This is a genomic window from Aliiglaciecola sp. 3_MG-2023, assembly GCF_030548205.1.
Taxonomy (GTDB): Bacteria; Pseudomonadota; Gammaproteobacteria; order Enterobacterales; family Alteromonadaceae; genus Aliiglaciecola.
This window is the reverse complement of the sequence record NZ_JAUORV010000001.1, coordinates 217,110-233,604: the sequence shown is the minus strand read 5'-3', so window position 1 is coordinate 233,604 and position 16,495 is coordinate 217,110. Positions and strand designations below refer to the sequence as shown.

Sequence of the window (16,495 nt, the reverse complement as noted above, 5' to 3'; positions counted from 1 at the left end):
AGTCCTACTTTTTGTTATTTATCAGGCTTAAACAATGCTTTGGAAACATAAATGGGGCGCATGTCATAATAACCGCTATTTTAACTGTTTTTTTAGTGAAAAAGAATGAAAACCAACTAGCAAAAGCGAGTGATAGAATGGTCGCCCAGGCAGCACCAAGGGCGCCATACTCAGGTATCAGGAGTAGATTTAGAATAATATTAACGATTGCGCCAGTTCCTTGAGTCACTAATGAAAAGTACAAAAGATCTTCAATGATTAACCACTTACTTAGTAATGCTCTCATATAAACAAATACCCCGCCCCAAACATGCACTGCTAGAATTGAGGCAGAGGCATTATATTCTGTTCCGTACAATATCTTTATGAGGTAAGTAGCGATTAATGTAACGACAATCGCAACTGCTATACCTAACCAACACAAACCGCCAAGAAATATAGCTAAAGTGTTGTTGTATGCTGGAGCGCTCAACTGTTTACGCTCAATTAGGTAAGGAAAAAATGCAGTTACAATTGCAACAGGGAGGAAGTAAGACATCTCTGAAAAGCGAACTGCAACAGAGTATATGCCGACCTCAGATTTTGATGCAATTGTGCCTAACATTACCTGGTCGATTTTCATGTAAAGCGCTGCTGCGATGCCAGAAAAAATTAACCACCAACATTTTTTAACGAGTTGTTTGCCATAGGAGTAGGAAGGTTGCCATTGAAAATGACATTGGTAAACCTTCGCCAAAAAATAATATAGAAGATAGCCGGTCATTAACTCACAAGCTTGCACCAATAACAGTAAGCTTAATGATTCAAATTTAATGACTACAAATACTTTTAAAATACTGAAAAGTAATAAGGTTAATACTCTTACAATTGCTACTGGTCGATTATTTTTCTTAGATTCAAACCAAAAATTAAAGATATCGAAAGCGGAGAATGTGTGAGAAAAAAGCAATAAAAAGAATAGAAGAAGATGACGTTCATCTATCCAATCAAATAATACCGCTGAGATTGCGCCAATTATAAACGTAAATAGAGATGCCAATATACGTATAGTCAGAGCAGTTGATAGTATTTCACTGGTTTTCTCAGTAAGGCTGACAAGCTCTTTTGTTAAAACGGAGTTTAAACCAAATTGCATTAACGGAAGGAAAATATAAACGGCTGAAATTAAAAAACTAAATACACCAAAGTATTCAGGCCCTAGGTATCTAGCCAGAAAAATACTAGTAATTAATCCAATGGGTAAACTAATCAGCTTTTCAATAATGAGCCAATTAGCATTGTAAAAATAAGTTTTGAGCTTCATGTTGGATTGTAGGCTAAATATTTCAAATTAAGATGTTCTCTCTAGTCTTTGTTGCAAACGTTTTACTAAATAGTGCCAGTCAAACTTTTTACTATTTTGTTTCATTAATGCAGGCGGTTTATTTAATAGCTGCTCTAGGTCACTGGCAAAAATACTCATATCAAAGGAAGATTCATAACCCGATGATATCTTTCGAACAGTTTTATTCATTGGGGTATAGATATAGTTTGCTTCACAACCTTCGTACTCCATTAGCTTGCTTGGAAAACAAAACTTAGTAAACTCATCATGCCGATTTGGAATTAGCATTATATCTGCAGAATTGATAAGCAAAGGAATTTGGTTCATCTCCATTTTCCCTAGAAATAATACGTTGCTTTTATTGATGAACTCTGGGGCAGTTGAATTGCTTGCTACTACAAATATGCAATTTTTAAATTTAGGAGATTCGAATAAATATTCAAGGTTACAGTTCACTCTTTGGTCGAGTGACCCGGCAAATCCTATGACTTGGACTCCTGCTGGTATTTCCAGCTGTTCTCTTGCAACGTTTTTATCCATTTTTGTGAAAATATCGGGGTCATAGCCATTGATATTCACAAGCCTTCTTGTCGTTTTATTTTTATCTAATTTCGCCAATTCAGCGGTAACGTATATGCAAAGTAATGCCGACTTCCTAATATACTTATCAAGTAACGTTATTGGAAAAAGTATTTTGGGGTAATAAGTAGAGTAATTGTCTAATACTTCATAAATGATTTTTTTCTTGAATATATTTATAAATATCATAGAGATAAAAGCAACTATTGGACCATTAGTAAACCAATAAACATCTGGTTTGTCGGTGGCTAAAAATGTTCTTAATAGATTTCGGCTTTTCAACCATTTAGAAGGGTGGGCACTTAACACACATAATTTTTTATGTTCGGAAATATAGCACTTAGTATTTTTATAATTAATTAATACTAATTTAACCTCTACACCATATTCAGCGAATGCTTCTTGTAATTTGTAACTACGGTATTGGGTATTCTGAGAAATATCCATATTAGATGAAAAACAGTTTCCAATTAAAAGTATGCGCTTATATTTATTAGCCATTAACTAAACTGCCTCAAATTGGATTCGTACATATTTTTACCATAGGTGGTAACGTTGTTAACGGTTCCATGCGCCTGAAATACTTTTTAGTCATCTACTTTGCCAATATTAATTGAGCTGATAAATTTACGTGCTACATGCTCTACGAGGTAGTTTTCAACTGCGAATTTTCGGGCATTTTGAATAATGTCAGGAACGTTGTCTTGATGAAATAAAACGTTTTCGATTGTTTTCGATAAATCTTCCGCATTGTTGGGTTCACACAGCCAACCCGTTTTACCCGGTTGAACCGCATCTGGGATACCGCCACTTCTGGTGCCAATAACCGCACATTCCGCTAGCATTGCCTCTACAAACGTGAGACCTTGAGCCTCAATCCAGCCAGTAGAACTTTGTTTGGATGGGCCGACAAAAACATCCGAGGATTTGAAATAAGTATATATTTGATTGCTATCAACCCATCCTTCAAACTGAACATGTTCAGTTAAATGATGTTGCTTAACCAAATCTATGAATTTTTGTTTATCGTGCCCTTCACCTGCTATAACAAGGCGAACATCTAGCCCTTTATCAATTAGCCTTTTGATCGCTAAAATGGCATCCCCAACACCTTTTTCTTCACTTAATCTGCCGACGAACAAGACTAATTTTTGTGTTGTAGACTGACATAATTTAGCGCGTAATGTTTTGACATCTTCACTATTGATGTGAGGTAAAGGTAAAATTCCAGTAGGCAATCGAAATAATTTATCATCGACTTTGGGGGCTAAATCTAGCACTTTTTGTTCAGTAACGCTGCTATTTACACTAACGCGGTGGGCTTGTTTAATAGCGAACGTTTTGACCTTTTTCATTATGCCACTATTTAACGCAAATACGTCTCCTCCGTGCACAGTAGCCACATGTTTGGTGCGGGTAACTATAGACACAATTGAACACAAAAAACTTTGCGGAACCAACCAGTGAGAATTAATAACATTTGGCCGCCATATCAAGGTTTGCACTAAAATACTCAACCACTCAAAAATAAGTAAAAAGGGAAGCTTATATTTGTTTGAGGTGTTTTTTTCTAAATTGCCTAAAGCACCACCTTGGTAGCAGACGGTTTGAGCGGATTGAGGGAGCAAGTATTGAAATCGTCTAATTTCCACATCGTCCATGGTTTCTTTTTTTAACGCACCTTCGTAGTGTGGCGCAATCACTCTTACTTGATGACCTAGTTCGACCAATTGTTTTGCAAAGTTATGCACGAAAGGTGTTGTGCTATCCCCTTTCCATCTGGGGTAGTTAGAGCTAACGACTAATATTTTCACTTTTTATCTTTCGTTTGATCTTTAATTTCAAGCTCAAGCCGTCTAACTTTTTCTAAAGTTTGCTCTACCAATTGTCGGTTGAAGTTGATTAGGTCAGCTAACAAAGCAATTAAAAAGGTTATAAAACCTAAGATTGTAAGAGCTCCGCCAAGTATTAATGATTGAATGTGACCACTACCGTCACCTGTAAAATAGAAGAAAAGAAACCTAATTATCGGAATTATACCCAGAACGGACAATGTCACCGCTATTATAAAAAACACTTTAAGGGGTTGGTACATGGTGTACATGCGCACAATGGTAGTTAGCTGTCGTTCAATAAATTTGGGGATACTGGTAAATAGCCTAGATTCCCGTGTTTTTTCATTTGTCTCGACAGGCACTGATGTTACAGCCATGTGTTTCTTGCCGGCTTGAATTAAAGCTTCAATGGTATAACTGAATGGCGACACAATGTTTAACTGCAGGGCCGCTTCTCTGCTGTATGCCCGGAAACCACTCACTGCGTCGGGTACGTCAACGCCTGACAGTTGACGGACCACGAAGCTACCGAGTCGTTGTAAAAATTTCTTAAGTCCAGAAAAATGATCTATTTGCCCTGTGCGTCGATCTCCAACCACTACATCTGCTTTGCGATCAAGTATAGGTTGAATGAGTTTAGGAATGTCCCAACCCGCGTATTGGTTATCACCGTCAGTATTGACAATAATATCTGCCCCTCGTTTTAAGCATTCATCAATGCCTTTACGAAAAGTGCGAGCCAAACCTCTGTTATTTTTGTTTATGACAATATGATCGACACCGAGCTCTTTAGCCACTTCGATAGTACGGTCTTTTGAACCATCGTCAATTATCATAATTTCTACCTGATCAATTCCTTCAATTGTTTTAGGAATATCATTAAATGTTGCAGGTAAAGTGTGCTCTTCGTTGTAGCAGGGAATTTGTACTATTAGTTTCAAAGTTTATTCCTAATACTAATTATTGTTACCGTCGGCAGTGCAACTGGACTCGTACATTAATCTATTCGTTTTAGTAAAGTGTCACGAAAAGGTTTATTCTGAGTATAGTGCTTATAAAAAAGCCCTAAAGCTGAGAGTTTAAGTCTTTTAAGCATAGATTGTAAGTTGCCAATATAAGCTTGGCGATTGTCGTAGAGCATTTCTTTTACTTTTTTTCGGTTTGCTTCTGTCATGGTGATATTATGCAGTAAAAAGTACCTATAATTAATTTCATCAAACAGTCTTTTACACATATGTTTACTACCCCATTTAGCCCCAGAAAATAAATTAATTCCTTCGCCATATCTAACCGTGATGGAGTTTGTAAAGGTGATTTTTTGGGCGTACTTTAGAATAGATAACCACATCAAGTAATCTTCACCAGCAAATTTGAAATTTTCATCAAAACGTAATTGAGGAGTTTTGGTAATCCGATAAAACACTGTTGATGTGCCGATTATATTGGCAGTGGTCGTTTGTAACACCATGTCGCCAACGTACTCATGAATTTTTTCATCTGCAATTATAGGGTGCTTAGAAGGATCAATATAGCCAGCTCGTTCGAAGGCTCCAATTGTCACCCCCATATGTGTGAAATTGGAAAAGTGGAAATCGCTCCCCAAATCTAAGCCCTTAAGTGAAAGCTCTACATGTTCAGGTTGCCAAAAATCATCGGGGTCTAGAAAAGCGACATACTCTGTCTCATCAGTGACTGCCTCTAGTCCCACATTTCTTGCGCGAGATACCCCCGAATTATTCTGTTTAATCAGGGTAATTTTTCGATAAAATTCCGAATCTGAATTAAAAGCATCGATTTCCGGTTTTGCTGGGGTAGGAGATCCATCATCAATAACAATAATATTTGCTATACGTGATAGGGCTGTTTGTGCCTGGATCCCTTTCAAAGCATTGGTTAGCAGACCACTTGTTCTTTGATAAAACGGAATAATTACCGATACTGAGTTATTCATAATCAATTAGTTACTTTTTTACTTTTTTTATGAGATTTATGGCACTTTTCACCAATTTATTTGGAAAATAGGTGACATGTTCTATTTCTCTTAAGGTTGAATCAAGTCGCTTATGCCACTCCATTGCTTTTCCGTAAAACTCTATATTATTAATTCCTTCGAGTTCCCGTTGATTAGAATAATATTTAATCATTTCAATTTTAAGCATTAATGCTGGAGATTGTTTATTAAATTGTTCGTTATAGGTGGTTTTTAAGATAATTAAGCAATCATCTTGCTGTATGCATAAATCCACAGCGACAATTTCATCATTAATTAGATAGTACCAACAGCAGGCTTTATTTTGTTCAGCCATGCTACTGAGGGCTTGCTGATAGAATTTTCCTTGTGTGTTGTCTGGGGAGATAGCGGTACCTTCTTCACCTTTCCAACCACGACTTTCTAATTCACCGTATTTAATAATAGCTTGCTTCACTTCAGCTGGCTTGGTTACCTTCTGCCAAGATAATTTATCTTCCGCTCGTGCAGCTCGATTAATTACTTTGTTGTAATTTTGCCGCATATTTTTGCCAAGTGATTGAAAGTACGTGTCAAAGTCTTCAGGTATAGGGCGATTGCCGGAAGTAATATACGGCATAATTTCAAAATCACTTGCTGGGGTAAAGTGACTATATTTTGAATCCATTTGTAGCATATCTAGCATTGCAACTGTACCGGGTAGGGCATTACAAAGTGATTTCATCACACTGCTACTTATTTGCGACTCGTGGTGTAAAAATAGTCCTAGCGGGCATTGTGAGGGCATGGCTGTCGCCCAACGTCCTTTGCCTAAGGGTTTAAAGAATCCTGCGTATTGCAATTCATCGTCTTTATAAGCAACAACTAGTTTTTCATCTCCGTCAAAAAAGTGTGCAATAAGCCCGTTTACAAAGTCAGGTTCGAAAAACGCTAGATTCATGGTTTTATTATTTAGTTCTGCCCATGCTTTTTGATGGGTAGAAAATTCAGAACAACTTAAAACTGACCAATTCATTAAACTATCCTAAGGGCGTAATTGATTAAAAGTGTCGACAATAAAAGTAAGCTGACGGGTAGACAGTTGCTGATGACAAGGTATCTGTATAAGTCTAGAGCGATAATCTTGACTTACACTGCAATCACTCACTGCAACTTCTTCCCATCTTAGAATTTGAATCCCTTTTTTTCGTAAATCAAAAAAGAACTTTTCGTCTTCTAATAAAAATGGAATAACATAGGGAATATCTTCAGTTTCTAATTGTTTGAAAAGTGCATTCCCTACATCTGGGTTATTAATGTTTTTGACTATGAACTCGAAGTTCTCACGTCTTTTATTGCGTATGTATTTTAAATTACTGTGACAAAATATCATTTTAGTATGACGGTAACTTGCAGACACCAAATCTATTGGTTGAAAATACCGTAAGTGCATATCTTCTTCTGTCGGATCCGTGTGTTGCTGAGTAGGTTCAATTTCAGTCTTTTTAAATAACGCTTTTATTTTCCCAACCATTTGTGGAATGCCAACGATAAATGCACAGGCTTTAGCTTCTTCACTCCAGCCAACATGCGTTAATTCGGCTTGATACTTACTTTTCAAATACAGCGCACCACCGTCAATGGTAGGAAGAATCTTGTTGATACTACATATACTTGCATCAACATCTGGGATCTGTTTACCTGAATCAGCAAAATGATCAACGAAGCGAAACATCGAGTGAGCACAATCTTCAATAATTTTAACTGGTTGGGCATGCAAAAATTGAATAACGTCATTATTATTTTGACCAAATCCAAAATACCTAACCACCACGCAATGGGTCACATCACCGGAAGAAATGGCATCTTCTAAAACACTGATGTCCACCGATAAATCCGAACGAACAGGGTAGAATCGAATTTCGTAGTCTAACCATATGAAAGGTTCCACTAGAGCTGGGCAATGATAAGCGGGGATTAAGATAACATTCTTACAATTGTCCTTCCTTAAGGCCGTTCCGGCAATACCTATTGCACCGCGGCCATTGCGCGTAAAGGTGGTTTCCCTCACATCCCCTTTAGTGTGTTGGGCTAAATCTAAATCCCTTAATCTAAATTTAGGTGTGGCTGTGACGCTGGGAGCCGGAAATTGACTTGCATCGGCAAGGGGTTTTAAAAATTTTACTGCCATGTGATTCCGCTAAACTATGCCTGATATCGCTTTTCTTCATGAAAAACAGAGAATTCCTAAGCTTATGCTAAGGTATGTTTAGCAAAATTGCTATATTGATGATTCAGTTAACCGAAATGTCATCATAAAGTCCTATTTTTGTATATGTGCTTGGACAATTATTTGACGTTTTTTAATCATCTAGGTGCCTTTTTATTTGGAGTAAGATATTATTATCTTTGATAAAAAACATGTACCTATAGGAAGCAAATGTGATTAAAGGTTATTTCCTACCTTGTGCCAAAGGTAACTTGTTTGTTAGTCAATACGGACAAACAAATTCGCAAAAAACAATTTTATTGCTTCCGTCTATTTTCGAAGAGCTAAATCTAAGTAGGGCAATACTTACCAAACAAGCGTTATTTTTAGCTAAACAGGGGTATTGTGTTTATGCCCTCGATTATCTTGGAACTGGTGACAGTGAACAAGACATCGAACAAGTCAATGTTGCTATCTGGCGAGATAATATTGTTACAACTGTTAAGTGGTTACAATCTAAAGATATTCAAAGTATTACCCTTTGGGGGGTGCGCTTTGGTGGGTTGATGGCGTTGACAACATTACAAAGCATCGAATCAATATTACCCGTAGAGCAGATTCTGTTGTGGAAACCTGTCATGAAAGGTAAGCAATTCATGACTCAGTTTTTGCGTTTAAAGCAGGCTAATTCGATGATGCAGGGAGAGCAAAAAGTAAATTGGCGTGAACGAATCCTATCCGGTACTAATGTTGAGGTAGCTGGTTACGAAATTACCGCCGACTTCCTGTCGTCTATCGATAGCCTCGAAGTCTCTAAAGCATTAGCCCTAACTTGTCCATTAACCTGGTTCGAATTGGCCTCGGCTTCCATTCCCCCAGCGGTATTAATACAGACTAAAGAGTGGGATCAACAGCTCCTTAAAACGGCATGTTTTGAAGGTTCTGCTTTTTGGCAGATTCCAGAAATATTTGAACAAAGTCAATTGCATTTGCCTACTTTGAACGCGTTGCAGGGAGAAGCATAATGTCCTCAAAAATCACCGAGTCTGCAGTGGTAATTAACAGCAGTGGTGCTCAGCTCATGGGGATCTTACATCGTCCCTCTCCAGCCGTTAAAACTGCAGTGCTTATCGTCGTCGGTGGACCACAGTATCGTGTAGGTAGCCATCGGCAATTTGTGCAGCTCTCCCGTTCCCTCGCTAAGGCAAATATTGCTTCATTGCGGTTTGATTACACAGGTATGGGCGATAGCGAAGGCGACAAAAAATCCTTTGAAAATATTAGCGATGATATTAAGGCTGCTTGTGATCTACTTTGCGAGGAGTTAGGTATAGATTCTGTTGTCATATGGGGGCTTTGCGATGCGGCATCGGCGGCAATGATTTACGCCCCGCAAGACAACCGAGTGAAAGGGTTATTTTTGCTAAACCCATGGTTGAGAAGTGATGCGGCTATGGGCAAAACTATGTTGAAATACTATTATGTACAGCGCTTACTTTCAAAAGAGTTTTGGTCAAAACTCATCCGTGGAAAGGTGAATGTGGCCGGGAGTATAGGTGATGCAAAAGGCTTTGTTAGCGACAGTGTTTCTAGTCAAGACAATCAACAGCAAAGCTATCAAGCTCAAATGCAACAAGGTTTGCAAGCATTCTCTGGTAAGGTCTGTTTAGTCTTAAGTGGGGTAGATTTAACAGCGAAAGAGTTTGAACAGCAAACCCTAAATAATAAAGCGTGGAAAAAATTGAAAAGCAGTGATAGCACTGTTCACCGAATTTCTAAAGCGGATCATACTTTTTCAAGCAAAGAATTTAAACAAGAAGTCGAAAATTACACCATTGAATTTATTAAACACAACGAATTTTCTGGCGTTAATTAAAAGGGCGTGTTTAACATTGTTAAGTTGCAGGTGTAAGCTCACTATCTGCTAAAAAGCCTTTTAGATTTAAACATTTTATAGGATTGAATGTGTCAAACACTAGTCGTCAATACTTTATCTTAAGCGTACTTGTTCAGCTTATCTTAGTTGCTTTAACGGTGTCGCTTAGTTTCAGCTTTACCAAACACTTTGAAATAATACCAGATAGCATTTTACATCTGCCTGATGTTTACGTGAGTCACGCAGACATGCTGCAAATAGTCAAAATCTTTGTGATCACCTATGGAATTCAGATAGGTCTTGCGTATTGGCGAAATGGTAGTAGTGCATTTTCTAGCCCTAAACGATTTGCTAATGAGTATATTTGGTTTCTGTATGCTTACACAACGGCATCCTTATATTTGTTTCTGGCTACCACCATTAATTACGATCCGCAATTAATAGCCGCTATTGGTTTGTTTGCAACTGTATTTTACTTTGTTGCATTCATACTGATCCATAGCTTGCTATTCAATGGGGCTTTTTTAAGTAGTTTGGGAAATGGGGTTGCCGCTACGTTTAAACGTGTGTTCAGTGTGACCGGCATTTTAGCGTTAATATACTTTTTGGTTCCACTAGCGATGGGAAAAGCGTTTACTTCCGATCGTGACATTGCCAATGCTATTACCCAGGTCCGTATTTGGTTCAATCCTGTTGAAACATCTGATTGGGGGTTCAAAAACTACTTACCCAAGCTTAAATTTGCACAGCCTGTTTTAGTCCGCGAAGGACCAGAAAATGACGGTACGGTTTACGTATTAGAAAGAGGCGGTAAAATTAAAAGAGTTTCTCCTCAAACATCTGATAATGCTGAAATTGTGGTGGATGTTTCGGCGCTGATGGGGGAAGTGGAAATGGAAAATGGTGCTATAGGTTTCGATTTTCATCCAGACTTTGCCAATGTTAACGAACCTAAGCCTTATTTGTATCTTTATTACACCGATACACGTAAAGAAAAGATCCAACATAATCGAATTTCTCGATTTGCAATAACGTCACAAGATACCCTCGTTAATACTGCCTCAGAAACAGTATTATTTGATCTAATTCGCAATGATTCAGGCTTCCACAATGGTGGCGCATTGGAGTTTGGAGCTGATGGTTTTCTTTATATTGGTTTAGGTGAAGGTGTTCATCCACCCGAGGCAAAAACGTCTTCAGAAGTGTTACGGTCTGGAATTTTACGTATTGATGTGGATATGGATCCGCAAAAAAGCGTGCCAATCAGCAAGCCAATGGAATACGGCGTAGTTCAAAATTATTTCATCCCTAAAGACAATCCGTTTCTGGATAATGAGAACATACGTAATGAGTATTATGCCTTGGGGTTACGCAATCCATTTCGATTTAAATTCGACTCTTTAACTAATGATTTGTGGTTAGGTGATGTGGGTTCGACTATTTGGGAAGAAGTAAATAAAATTGAAGCCGGAAAACACTATCAATTCCCAGTCATAGAAGGGCGCAGTGAAAGTGGAGTAGATGCTTGGGAAACGCTGGATATTCCCCAGCAAGGCCCTGTTTATACATATGAACACAATGCCTACGACAGAGCAGTGATAGGCGGAATAGTAAATCGCTCTGATATGTATCCGGAATTAAAAGATAAATATGTGTTTGCGGATAATTATTCGGCGAAAGTATTTGTAATGGACTCTGATAAAGCCCAGGTTGAAAGCGTCGAATTGATAGCCAGAGCCAATCAATATGCGCAGCGAGGGATCAGTTCTGTGGTGCAATTAAGCGGTGGCGAAATTCTGATCACAACCTTAGGTGCAGCATCTGAACCTAGTGGAGAGGTATTGCAATTGGTCCATGCTGATCAAGCTAACGTTTTCAGAGAAGAGGTAGACAATACACCTGAAGATTATGACCAAGATGCCACCGCAGGTCTTTTTGCGGTTAACTGTGCTCGTTGTCACGGTGTTAATGGGGACGGGAAAGGGCCTGATGCAGCGCTGCTAGGTGTTCCAATGCCAGATTTCACATCACCTTTGTATCATCATAATACTGATACTTCAGCGATTAAATCTATCATAGTGGAAGGGGGAGCTGCGGTGGGTAAAAGTCCGCTGATGCCACCTTGGGGGGGATTCTTAAAACCAAAAGAAATTGATCATCTGGTAACGTATTTAGAATCCTTGCCAGATCAGCACCACCACCATTAAAAATAGACGAACTTGATACAAACAAAAATCCCCTGTTTTGCAGGGGATTTTTATTGATAACAGACGCAATAACAAATTGAGTGTAATGGTGCTTTTTTGACTAGTCTGTCGCGGTCAAAAATTTATGGTGGAAACGTAAATGCTCTTCAATAAAGCTGGCGATAAAAAAGTAGCTATGATCATAACCAGGATGATAATTAACGATAGCTGGGTAATTTAATGTTTGTGCTAACTCATCAAATGGCTTAGTTAATTTTTGACTTTGATAAAAATCATCATCTAAACCTTGATCGATGAGTATGGGAACTTGCAAAAATTGTCCTTGTTGCTGGAGTAATTTGCACGCGTCATATTGCTCCCATTCAGTGACGTCATCTCCTAAATAAGCCTGAAATGCTTTTTTGCCCCATGGACAATCCAACGGGTTTACAATGGGGGCAAATGCAGAAATAGAGGTGTATTTCTGTATATTCGACAAGCCTAGAGTAAGTGCGCCGTGGCCACCCATCGAGTGACCCGCGAGGGCCACTTTGGGTATGCAATTAAAGGTTTGATTTATGCAGTCAGGTAACTCATCAACAATGTAATCGTACATATGGTAATGGGTGTTCCATGGTGGCTGAGTCGCATTTACATAAAATCCCGCGCCCTGTCCTAAATCATAAGCTTGGTCATCAGCAACCTTTTCACCCCGAGGGCTGGTATCTGGGCACACTACAATTAAGCCAAGCTCTGCTGCAACTCTTGCCGCGCCTGCTTTAGTGACGAAGTTTTCATCTGTGCAAGTAAGCCCACTTAACCAATATAAAACCGGTAGGGGTTTGTTCTGTTCAACTTGTGGCGGTACAAATACACTCAAGTTCATTTCGCAATTAAGCACTTTTGACTGGTGCTTAAAGCGCTGCTGATGACCGCCAAAACTCTTTACTGATGAGACCAGTTCTAAGGCAGACATTAGTAATGCACTACCGAACGAATAGACTTACCTTCATGCATCAAATCAAAGGCTTTATTGATGTCTTCCAATCCCATTGTATGGGTGATGAATGTATCGAGTTCAAACTCTCCGTCCATATACCTTTGTACATAATCAGGTAATTGGCTGCGACCTTTGACTCCCCCAAACGCAGTCCCTCGCCAAACCCGGCCAGTCACAAGCTGGAAGGGGCGGGTTGAGATTTCTTGGCCTGCACCCGCGACACCGATTATCACTGATTCTCCCCAACCTTTGTGGCAACATTCAAGAGCTGAGCGCATAACATTGACGTTGCCAATGCACTCGAATGAGTAGTCCACACCACCTTCGGTCATATCTACAATGACTTCTTGAATTGGCTTATCAAAATCTTTGGGATTGATAACATCTGTTGCTCCCAGTTGTTTGGCGATTTCAAATTTATCTTCATTGATATCAATGGCAATAATGCGACCGGCCTTGGCCATTCTAGCACCAATAAGTACAGACAAACCGATTCCGCCTAGACCAAATACGGCAACTGTGTCACCTTCTTGGACTTTGGCAGCATTGGTTACCGCGCCCATGCCTGTAGTCACACCACAACCTAACAAACATACTTTTTCAAGGGGGGCTTCTTTGGGGATTTTTGCTAGTGCAATTTCCGGTACAACGGTATGTTCGGCAAAAGTGGAGGTGCCCATATAATGATAAATTGGTTTGCCATCTTTAGAAAAACGAGTAGTACCATCTGGCATTAAACCTTGGCCTTGGGTGGCACGAATAGCCTGACATAAATTAGTTTTACCCGATAGACAATATTTGCATTTTCCGCACTCAGCCGTATACAAAGGAATCACGTGATCGCCAACTTCTACCAAAGTCACTCCTTCGCCAACAGCTTCTACAATTCCCGCACCTTCATGGCCTAGAATCGCTGGGAAAAGTCCCTCAGGATCATCACCCGACAGTGTATATGCATCGGTATGACAAACACCCGTTGCCACTATCTTTACTAATACTTCGCCTTTTTGTGGTGGCATTAGATCAACTTCTTCGATGCTGAGTGGTTTTCCAGCTTCCCAAGCGACTGCAGCGCGCGTCTTAATGGTTTCCATATTTCATTCCTATGTTACGACTATCTGATTTATCTAGATTTATTGGCATTTTCCAATAAAGCCGATAGAACGTTCAAGCCATTTAATTTGATCAATTTTATATCCATGTGGGCACATTCGATTAGATTCAAGTTCGTTTTCTAATCGCTGAATTGCAATATCTTCTAATCTTAGTCGTGTTTCATTATCGAGGGAGAAACGTGAGGCTTCTGCACTCGTAGATCTCAACCTAGTATTCATATACAAATTGTTTTGTTTACCGCGCACCAGCTCTGCCGGCGGTAAATACCAAACTAGTACAAATTCGAAGCCAGACTGTGATGATGTAATTTGCTTGTCAAACACATGTCGAATTTGTAGCTGTGTATCTTTATTTGAAACGCAGCCTGATAAGCAAACGAAAACGATAATCGCTATGGTTAAAAATGGTGATATAGGTATTTTCAAAAGTATGAACCAGTCAATTAACAATCGTACTTCACTATTTTAGTGGTCTATATGCTTGAACACCGCTAATAGGCAAAGCACTCGCAAAATATAGCTTAAACAATAGGGTGAAATCAAAATGGCGTGTGGCTCTATTATACAAGTCATAACAAGACAATCGCTATCCACTCATTACGGACGCTATCTTAAGCTTAAATTTTAAGTTGTTTATATGCTTTATTAAAAGTCGTTTGAATTTAATTTTACTAGAAAAAATAAGCACATCCTGCATAAATTGGGTTAATATAAAATGCCTAATAGGCTTAGTTTTTTTCTTACTAAGGCTATTTAAACTTATACAGTATCACTGTGTTTTTAGCTCATTTTGAAGGATTATGTGTGAAACTCTCTCGTTGTCTATTTATTGCCACTTCATTCATTCTAAGCGGTCATGCTGTTGCTACAGACAATATGTATGGTGTAACGACTCTTGGATATGCCAAAACTAGTCTAGAATCCACTAGTGCCAGTAAAACAAGTTACAAGTTGGCGGTTGGCTACCAATTCGCTGAAAAATGGTATGCAGAATTTGGTTATCATCAACTTGCCAATCAATCACTGGTTGAGCAGCTTCCCACTACAATTGAAGGCTTAAGCGCAACCGATTTCGGACTTAAAGCTGATGCATTGGGGATTTCGGTGTTAGGTAAGGCCACTAGCAATTACGGTGAACTATATTATCGACTGGGAATATTAAACGTAGATGTTGAAGGGCAAAATCTATCTTCAGGGGAGGGTTGTGAATTTGGCACCCCAGCCCCATTTAATTTAGATAGTGGCGAAAGTTTAACTTTGTGCGAGTTTGATGAAGGTGTCGCTGCAGGACAAATTGGTATTGGCTTTGATTTTTATCTTGGGGTTAACTTGTTACTCCGCACAGAAGTTGAACATATACGCGGCGAACAGGGATTTGAACACAATGGGGCTTATATCGGCTTACGATATAATTTTAATTAATTTTAAATTTACTCATTATATTCCAGCAGGTGCAAAGTTGTGCTGATGCAATTTCGATTATTTTTAAGCATATTCGCCGTGAATGGAGGTTTATATGAAAAATGAATTAGACAGTCGTTTTATTTTAAATGTCTTCGAAAAAATCCGCGAAAAAGGGGAGGCTGTTGAAGGTGGGCATCTATTTCAGGGGGTCAAAGCTTATACTGATCTTGATGGCTATACCGTTTTTTTAGAAGATGCATTGGTTAGTTTACGATTTGGTTTTCATAACCAATATCATTTTGACTATGAAAAAGCTGAACACTTAGAACAGTTTGAAAAAAAACTAAAAGCCATCAGCCAAATTGAATAAGGAAAAATGGATTAGGGCCTCAGGAGAGTTGTGTTTAACTGCAACTTAGTGCTCCACCAGAGATGTTTTCATGGACCCCGTTTTTATCTGTATCTTGACTCATTTTGACCCTTCCTTGAGGCGTAACCGTAAGTTGCCGAGCGTAGGTGGCCTCCTTATTTTTATGACAAATAAGTAGAGTAGACTGAGTATTTGCCGAGCCGTTGGGGTTAAATTGAATGGCTTGCGCAGGACCTGTCACATAATTGTTATCAGAAAGTAATGCTGTAGCCGCCAAAATATCTTCATCATCTCCTCTTGAGCCATTACCATCTTCATCACCAAACACCATTTTAACCTGATTCCAATTGGTCGAACAGGTTGAAAAGTCAGCGGTGGGGCAGACAATTGTGGTCAGTTGCTCATCCACCGCGTTAGCCCGAGCAAATTGAATGACACCGCTGATTTCATTTACTTCTGATACAATACGGTTTTTAATGATGATCCCTTGAGCGGCGGGAACGGATATGGTTAAAACTATCGCAACTATTGCCAGACCTATCATTAATTCGACAAGTGTGACGCCTTTTTGTAAAGTATTGGACATCAAAGAGATGTTTACGCTTTTCAAAGATACTCCAAAGGTTATTAGCTTACTGACAGAACTAAA

General features: G+C 39.0%; 16 protein-coding genes. 5 read left to right on the top strand and 11 right to left on the bottom strand.

What is annotated here, in order from left to right:
• Positions 1-4: 4 nt before the first annotated feature.
• The 7 genes from Q4574_RS01145 to Q4574_RS01115 form a co-directional block, all read right to left on the bottom strand.
• On the bottom strand, positions 5-1,303 hold the full coding sequence (locus Q4574_RS01145; RefSeq protein WP_303470517.1) for a flippase: 1,299 nt from the start codon (positions 1,301-1,303) through the stop codon (positions 5-7).
• A gap of 27 nt (positions 1,304-1,330) precedes the next feature.
• Entirely contained in the window at positions 1,331-2,404 is a 1,074-nt protein-coding gene (locus tag Q4574_RS01140; RefSeq protein ID WP_303470514.1) for a hypothetical protein, read from the bottom strand.
• Positions 2,405-2,490: 86 nt separating this feature from the next.
• Positions 2,491-3,717, bottom strand: coding sequence for a glycosyltransferase family 4 protein (locus Q4574_RS01135; RefSeq protein WP_303470512.1), 1,227 nt, complete (start codon positions 3,715-3,717; stop codon positions 2,491-2,493).
• Positions 3,714-4,679 carry a glycosyltransferase family 2 protein gene (locus Q4574_RS01130; RefSeq protein WP_303470509.1) on the bottom strand — a complete coding sequence of 322 codons (966 nt, stop codon included), beginning with the start codon at positions 4,677-4,679 and terminating at the stop codon, positions 3,714-3,716. The genes Q4574_RS01135 and Q4574_RS01130 overlap by 4 nt, the downstream gene beginning before the upstream one ends.
• A 56-nt stretch (positions 4,680-4,735) precedes the next feature.
• Positions 4,736-5,689, bottom strand: a complete 954-nt coding sequence (locus Q4574_RS01125; protein ID WP_303470507.1) for a glycosyltransferase family 2 protein — start codon at positions 5,687-5,689, stop codon at positions 4,736-4,738.
• Between the two features lie 10 nt (positions 5,690-5,699).
• Positions 5,700-6,722, bottom strand: a complete 1,023-nt coding sequence (locus Q4574_RS01120; RefSeq protein WP_303470505.1) for a GNAT family N-acetyltransferase — start codon at positions 6,720-6,722, stop codon at positions 5,700-5,702.
• A 9-nt stretch (positions 6,723-6,731) separates the two neighbouring features.
• Positions 6,732-7,877, bottom strand: a complete 1,146-nt coding sequence (locus tag Q4574_RS01115; RefSeq protein WP_303470503.1) for a DegT/DnrJ/EryC1/StrS aminotransferase family protein — start codon at positions 7,875-7,877, stop codon at positions 6,732-6,734.
• Positions 7,878-8,128: 251 nt separating this feature from the next.
• Here Q4574_RS01115 and Q4574_RS01110 point away from each other — a divergent pair, with 251 nt between their 5' ends.
• From Q4574_RS01110 to Q4574_RS01100, 3 genes are all read left to right on the top strand, one after another.
• Positions 8,129-8,920 carry an alpha/beta fold hydrolase gene (locus tag Q4574_RS01110; protein WP_303470500.1) on the top strand — a complete coding sequence of 264 codons (792 nt, stop codon included), beginning with the start codon at positions 8,129-8,131 and terminating at the stop codon, positions 8,918-8,920.
• Positions 8,920-9,771 carry a hydrolase 1, exosortase A system-associated gene (locus Q4574_RS01105; protein WP_303470499.1) on the top strand — a complete coding sequence of 284 codons (852 nt, stop codon included), beginning with the start codon at positions 8,920-8,922 and terminating at the stop codon, positions 9,769-9,771. Before Q4574_RS01110 ends, Q4574_RS01105 begins: the two co-directional genes overlap by 1 nt.
• Positions 9,772-9,860: 89 nt before the next feature.
• Positions 9,861-11,978: a PQQ-dependent sugar dehydrogenase gene (locus Q4574_RS01100; protein ID WP_303470495.1), complete on the top strand. Its 2,118-nt coding sequence runs from the start codon at positions 9,861-9,863 to the stop codon at positions 11,976-11,978.
• A gap of 100 nt (positions 11,979-12,078) precedes the next feature.
• Here Q4574_RS01100 and fghA read toward each other — a convergent pair whose 3' ends face one another.
• Genes fghA through Q4574_RS01085 form a run of 3 tightly spaced genes read right to left on the bottom strand, consistent with a single transcriptional unit; the run spans position 12,079 to position 14,498 of the window.
• Complete coding sequence (gene fghA / locus Q4574_RS01095; RefSeq protein ID WP_303470493.1) at positions 12,079-12,933, bottom strand: S-formylglutathione hydrolase; 855 nt, start codon at positions 12,931-12,933, stop codon at positions 12,079-12,081.
• Positions 12,933-14,051 (bottom strand): S-(hydroxymethyl)glutathione dehydrogenase/class III alcohol dehydrogenase, encoded by a 1,119-nt coding sequence (locus Q4574_RS01090; RefSeq protein ID WP_303470491.1) that lies wholly within the window; start codon positions 14,049-14,051, stop codon positions 12,933-12,935. Before Q4574_RS01090 ends, fghA begins: the two co-directional genes overlap by 1 nt.
• Positions 14,052-14,090: 39 nt before the next feature.
• Complete coding sequence (locus Q4574_RS01085; RefSeq protein WP_303470488.1) at positions 14,091-14,498, bottom strand: hypothetical protein; 408 nt, start codon at positions 14,496-14,498, stop codon at positions 14,091-14,093.
• Between the two features lie 378 nt (positions 14,499-14,876).
• Between Q4574_RS01085 and Q4574_RS01080 the strand changes: the two genes are divergently transcribed.
• Positions 14,877-15,494, top strand: a complete 618-nt coding sequence (locus Q4574_RS01080) for a hypothetical protein (protein ID WP_303470485.1) — start codon at positions 14,877-14,879, stop codon at positions 15,492-15,494.
• A 94-nt stretch (positions 15,495-15,588) separates the two neighbouring features.
• Complete coding sequence (locus tag Q4574_RS01075; protein ID WP_303470483.1) at positions 15,589-15,846, top strand: DUF3081 domain-containing protein; 258 nt, start codon at positions 15,589-15,591, stop codon at positions 15,844-15,846.
• A 34-nt stretch (positions 15,847-15,880) separates the two neighbouring features.
• Here Q4574_RS01075 and Q4574_RS01070 read toward each other — a convergent pair whose 3' ends face one another.
• The gene (locus tag Q4574_RS01070; protein WP_303470482.1) at positions 15,881-16,456 is read right to left on the bottom strand and encodes a GspH/FimT family pseudopilin; all 576 of its coding nucleotides are present in this window, start codon (positions 16,454-16,456) and stop codon (positions 15,881-15,883) included.
• Positions 16,457-16,495 lie beyond the last annotated feature (39 nt).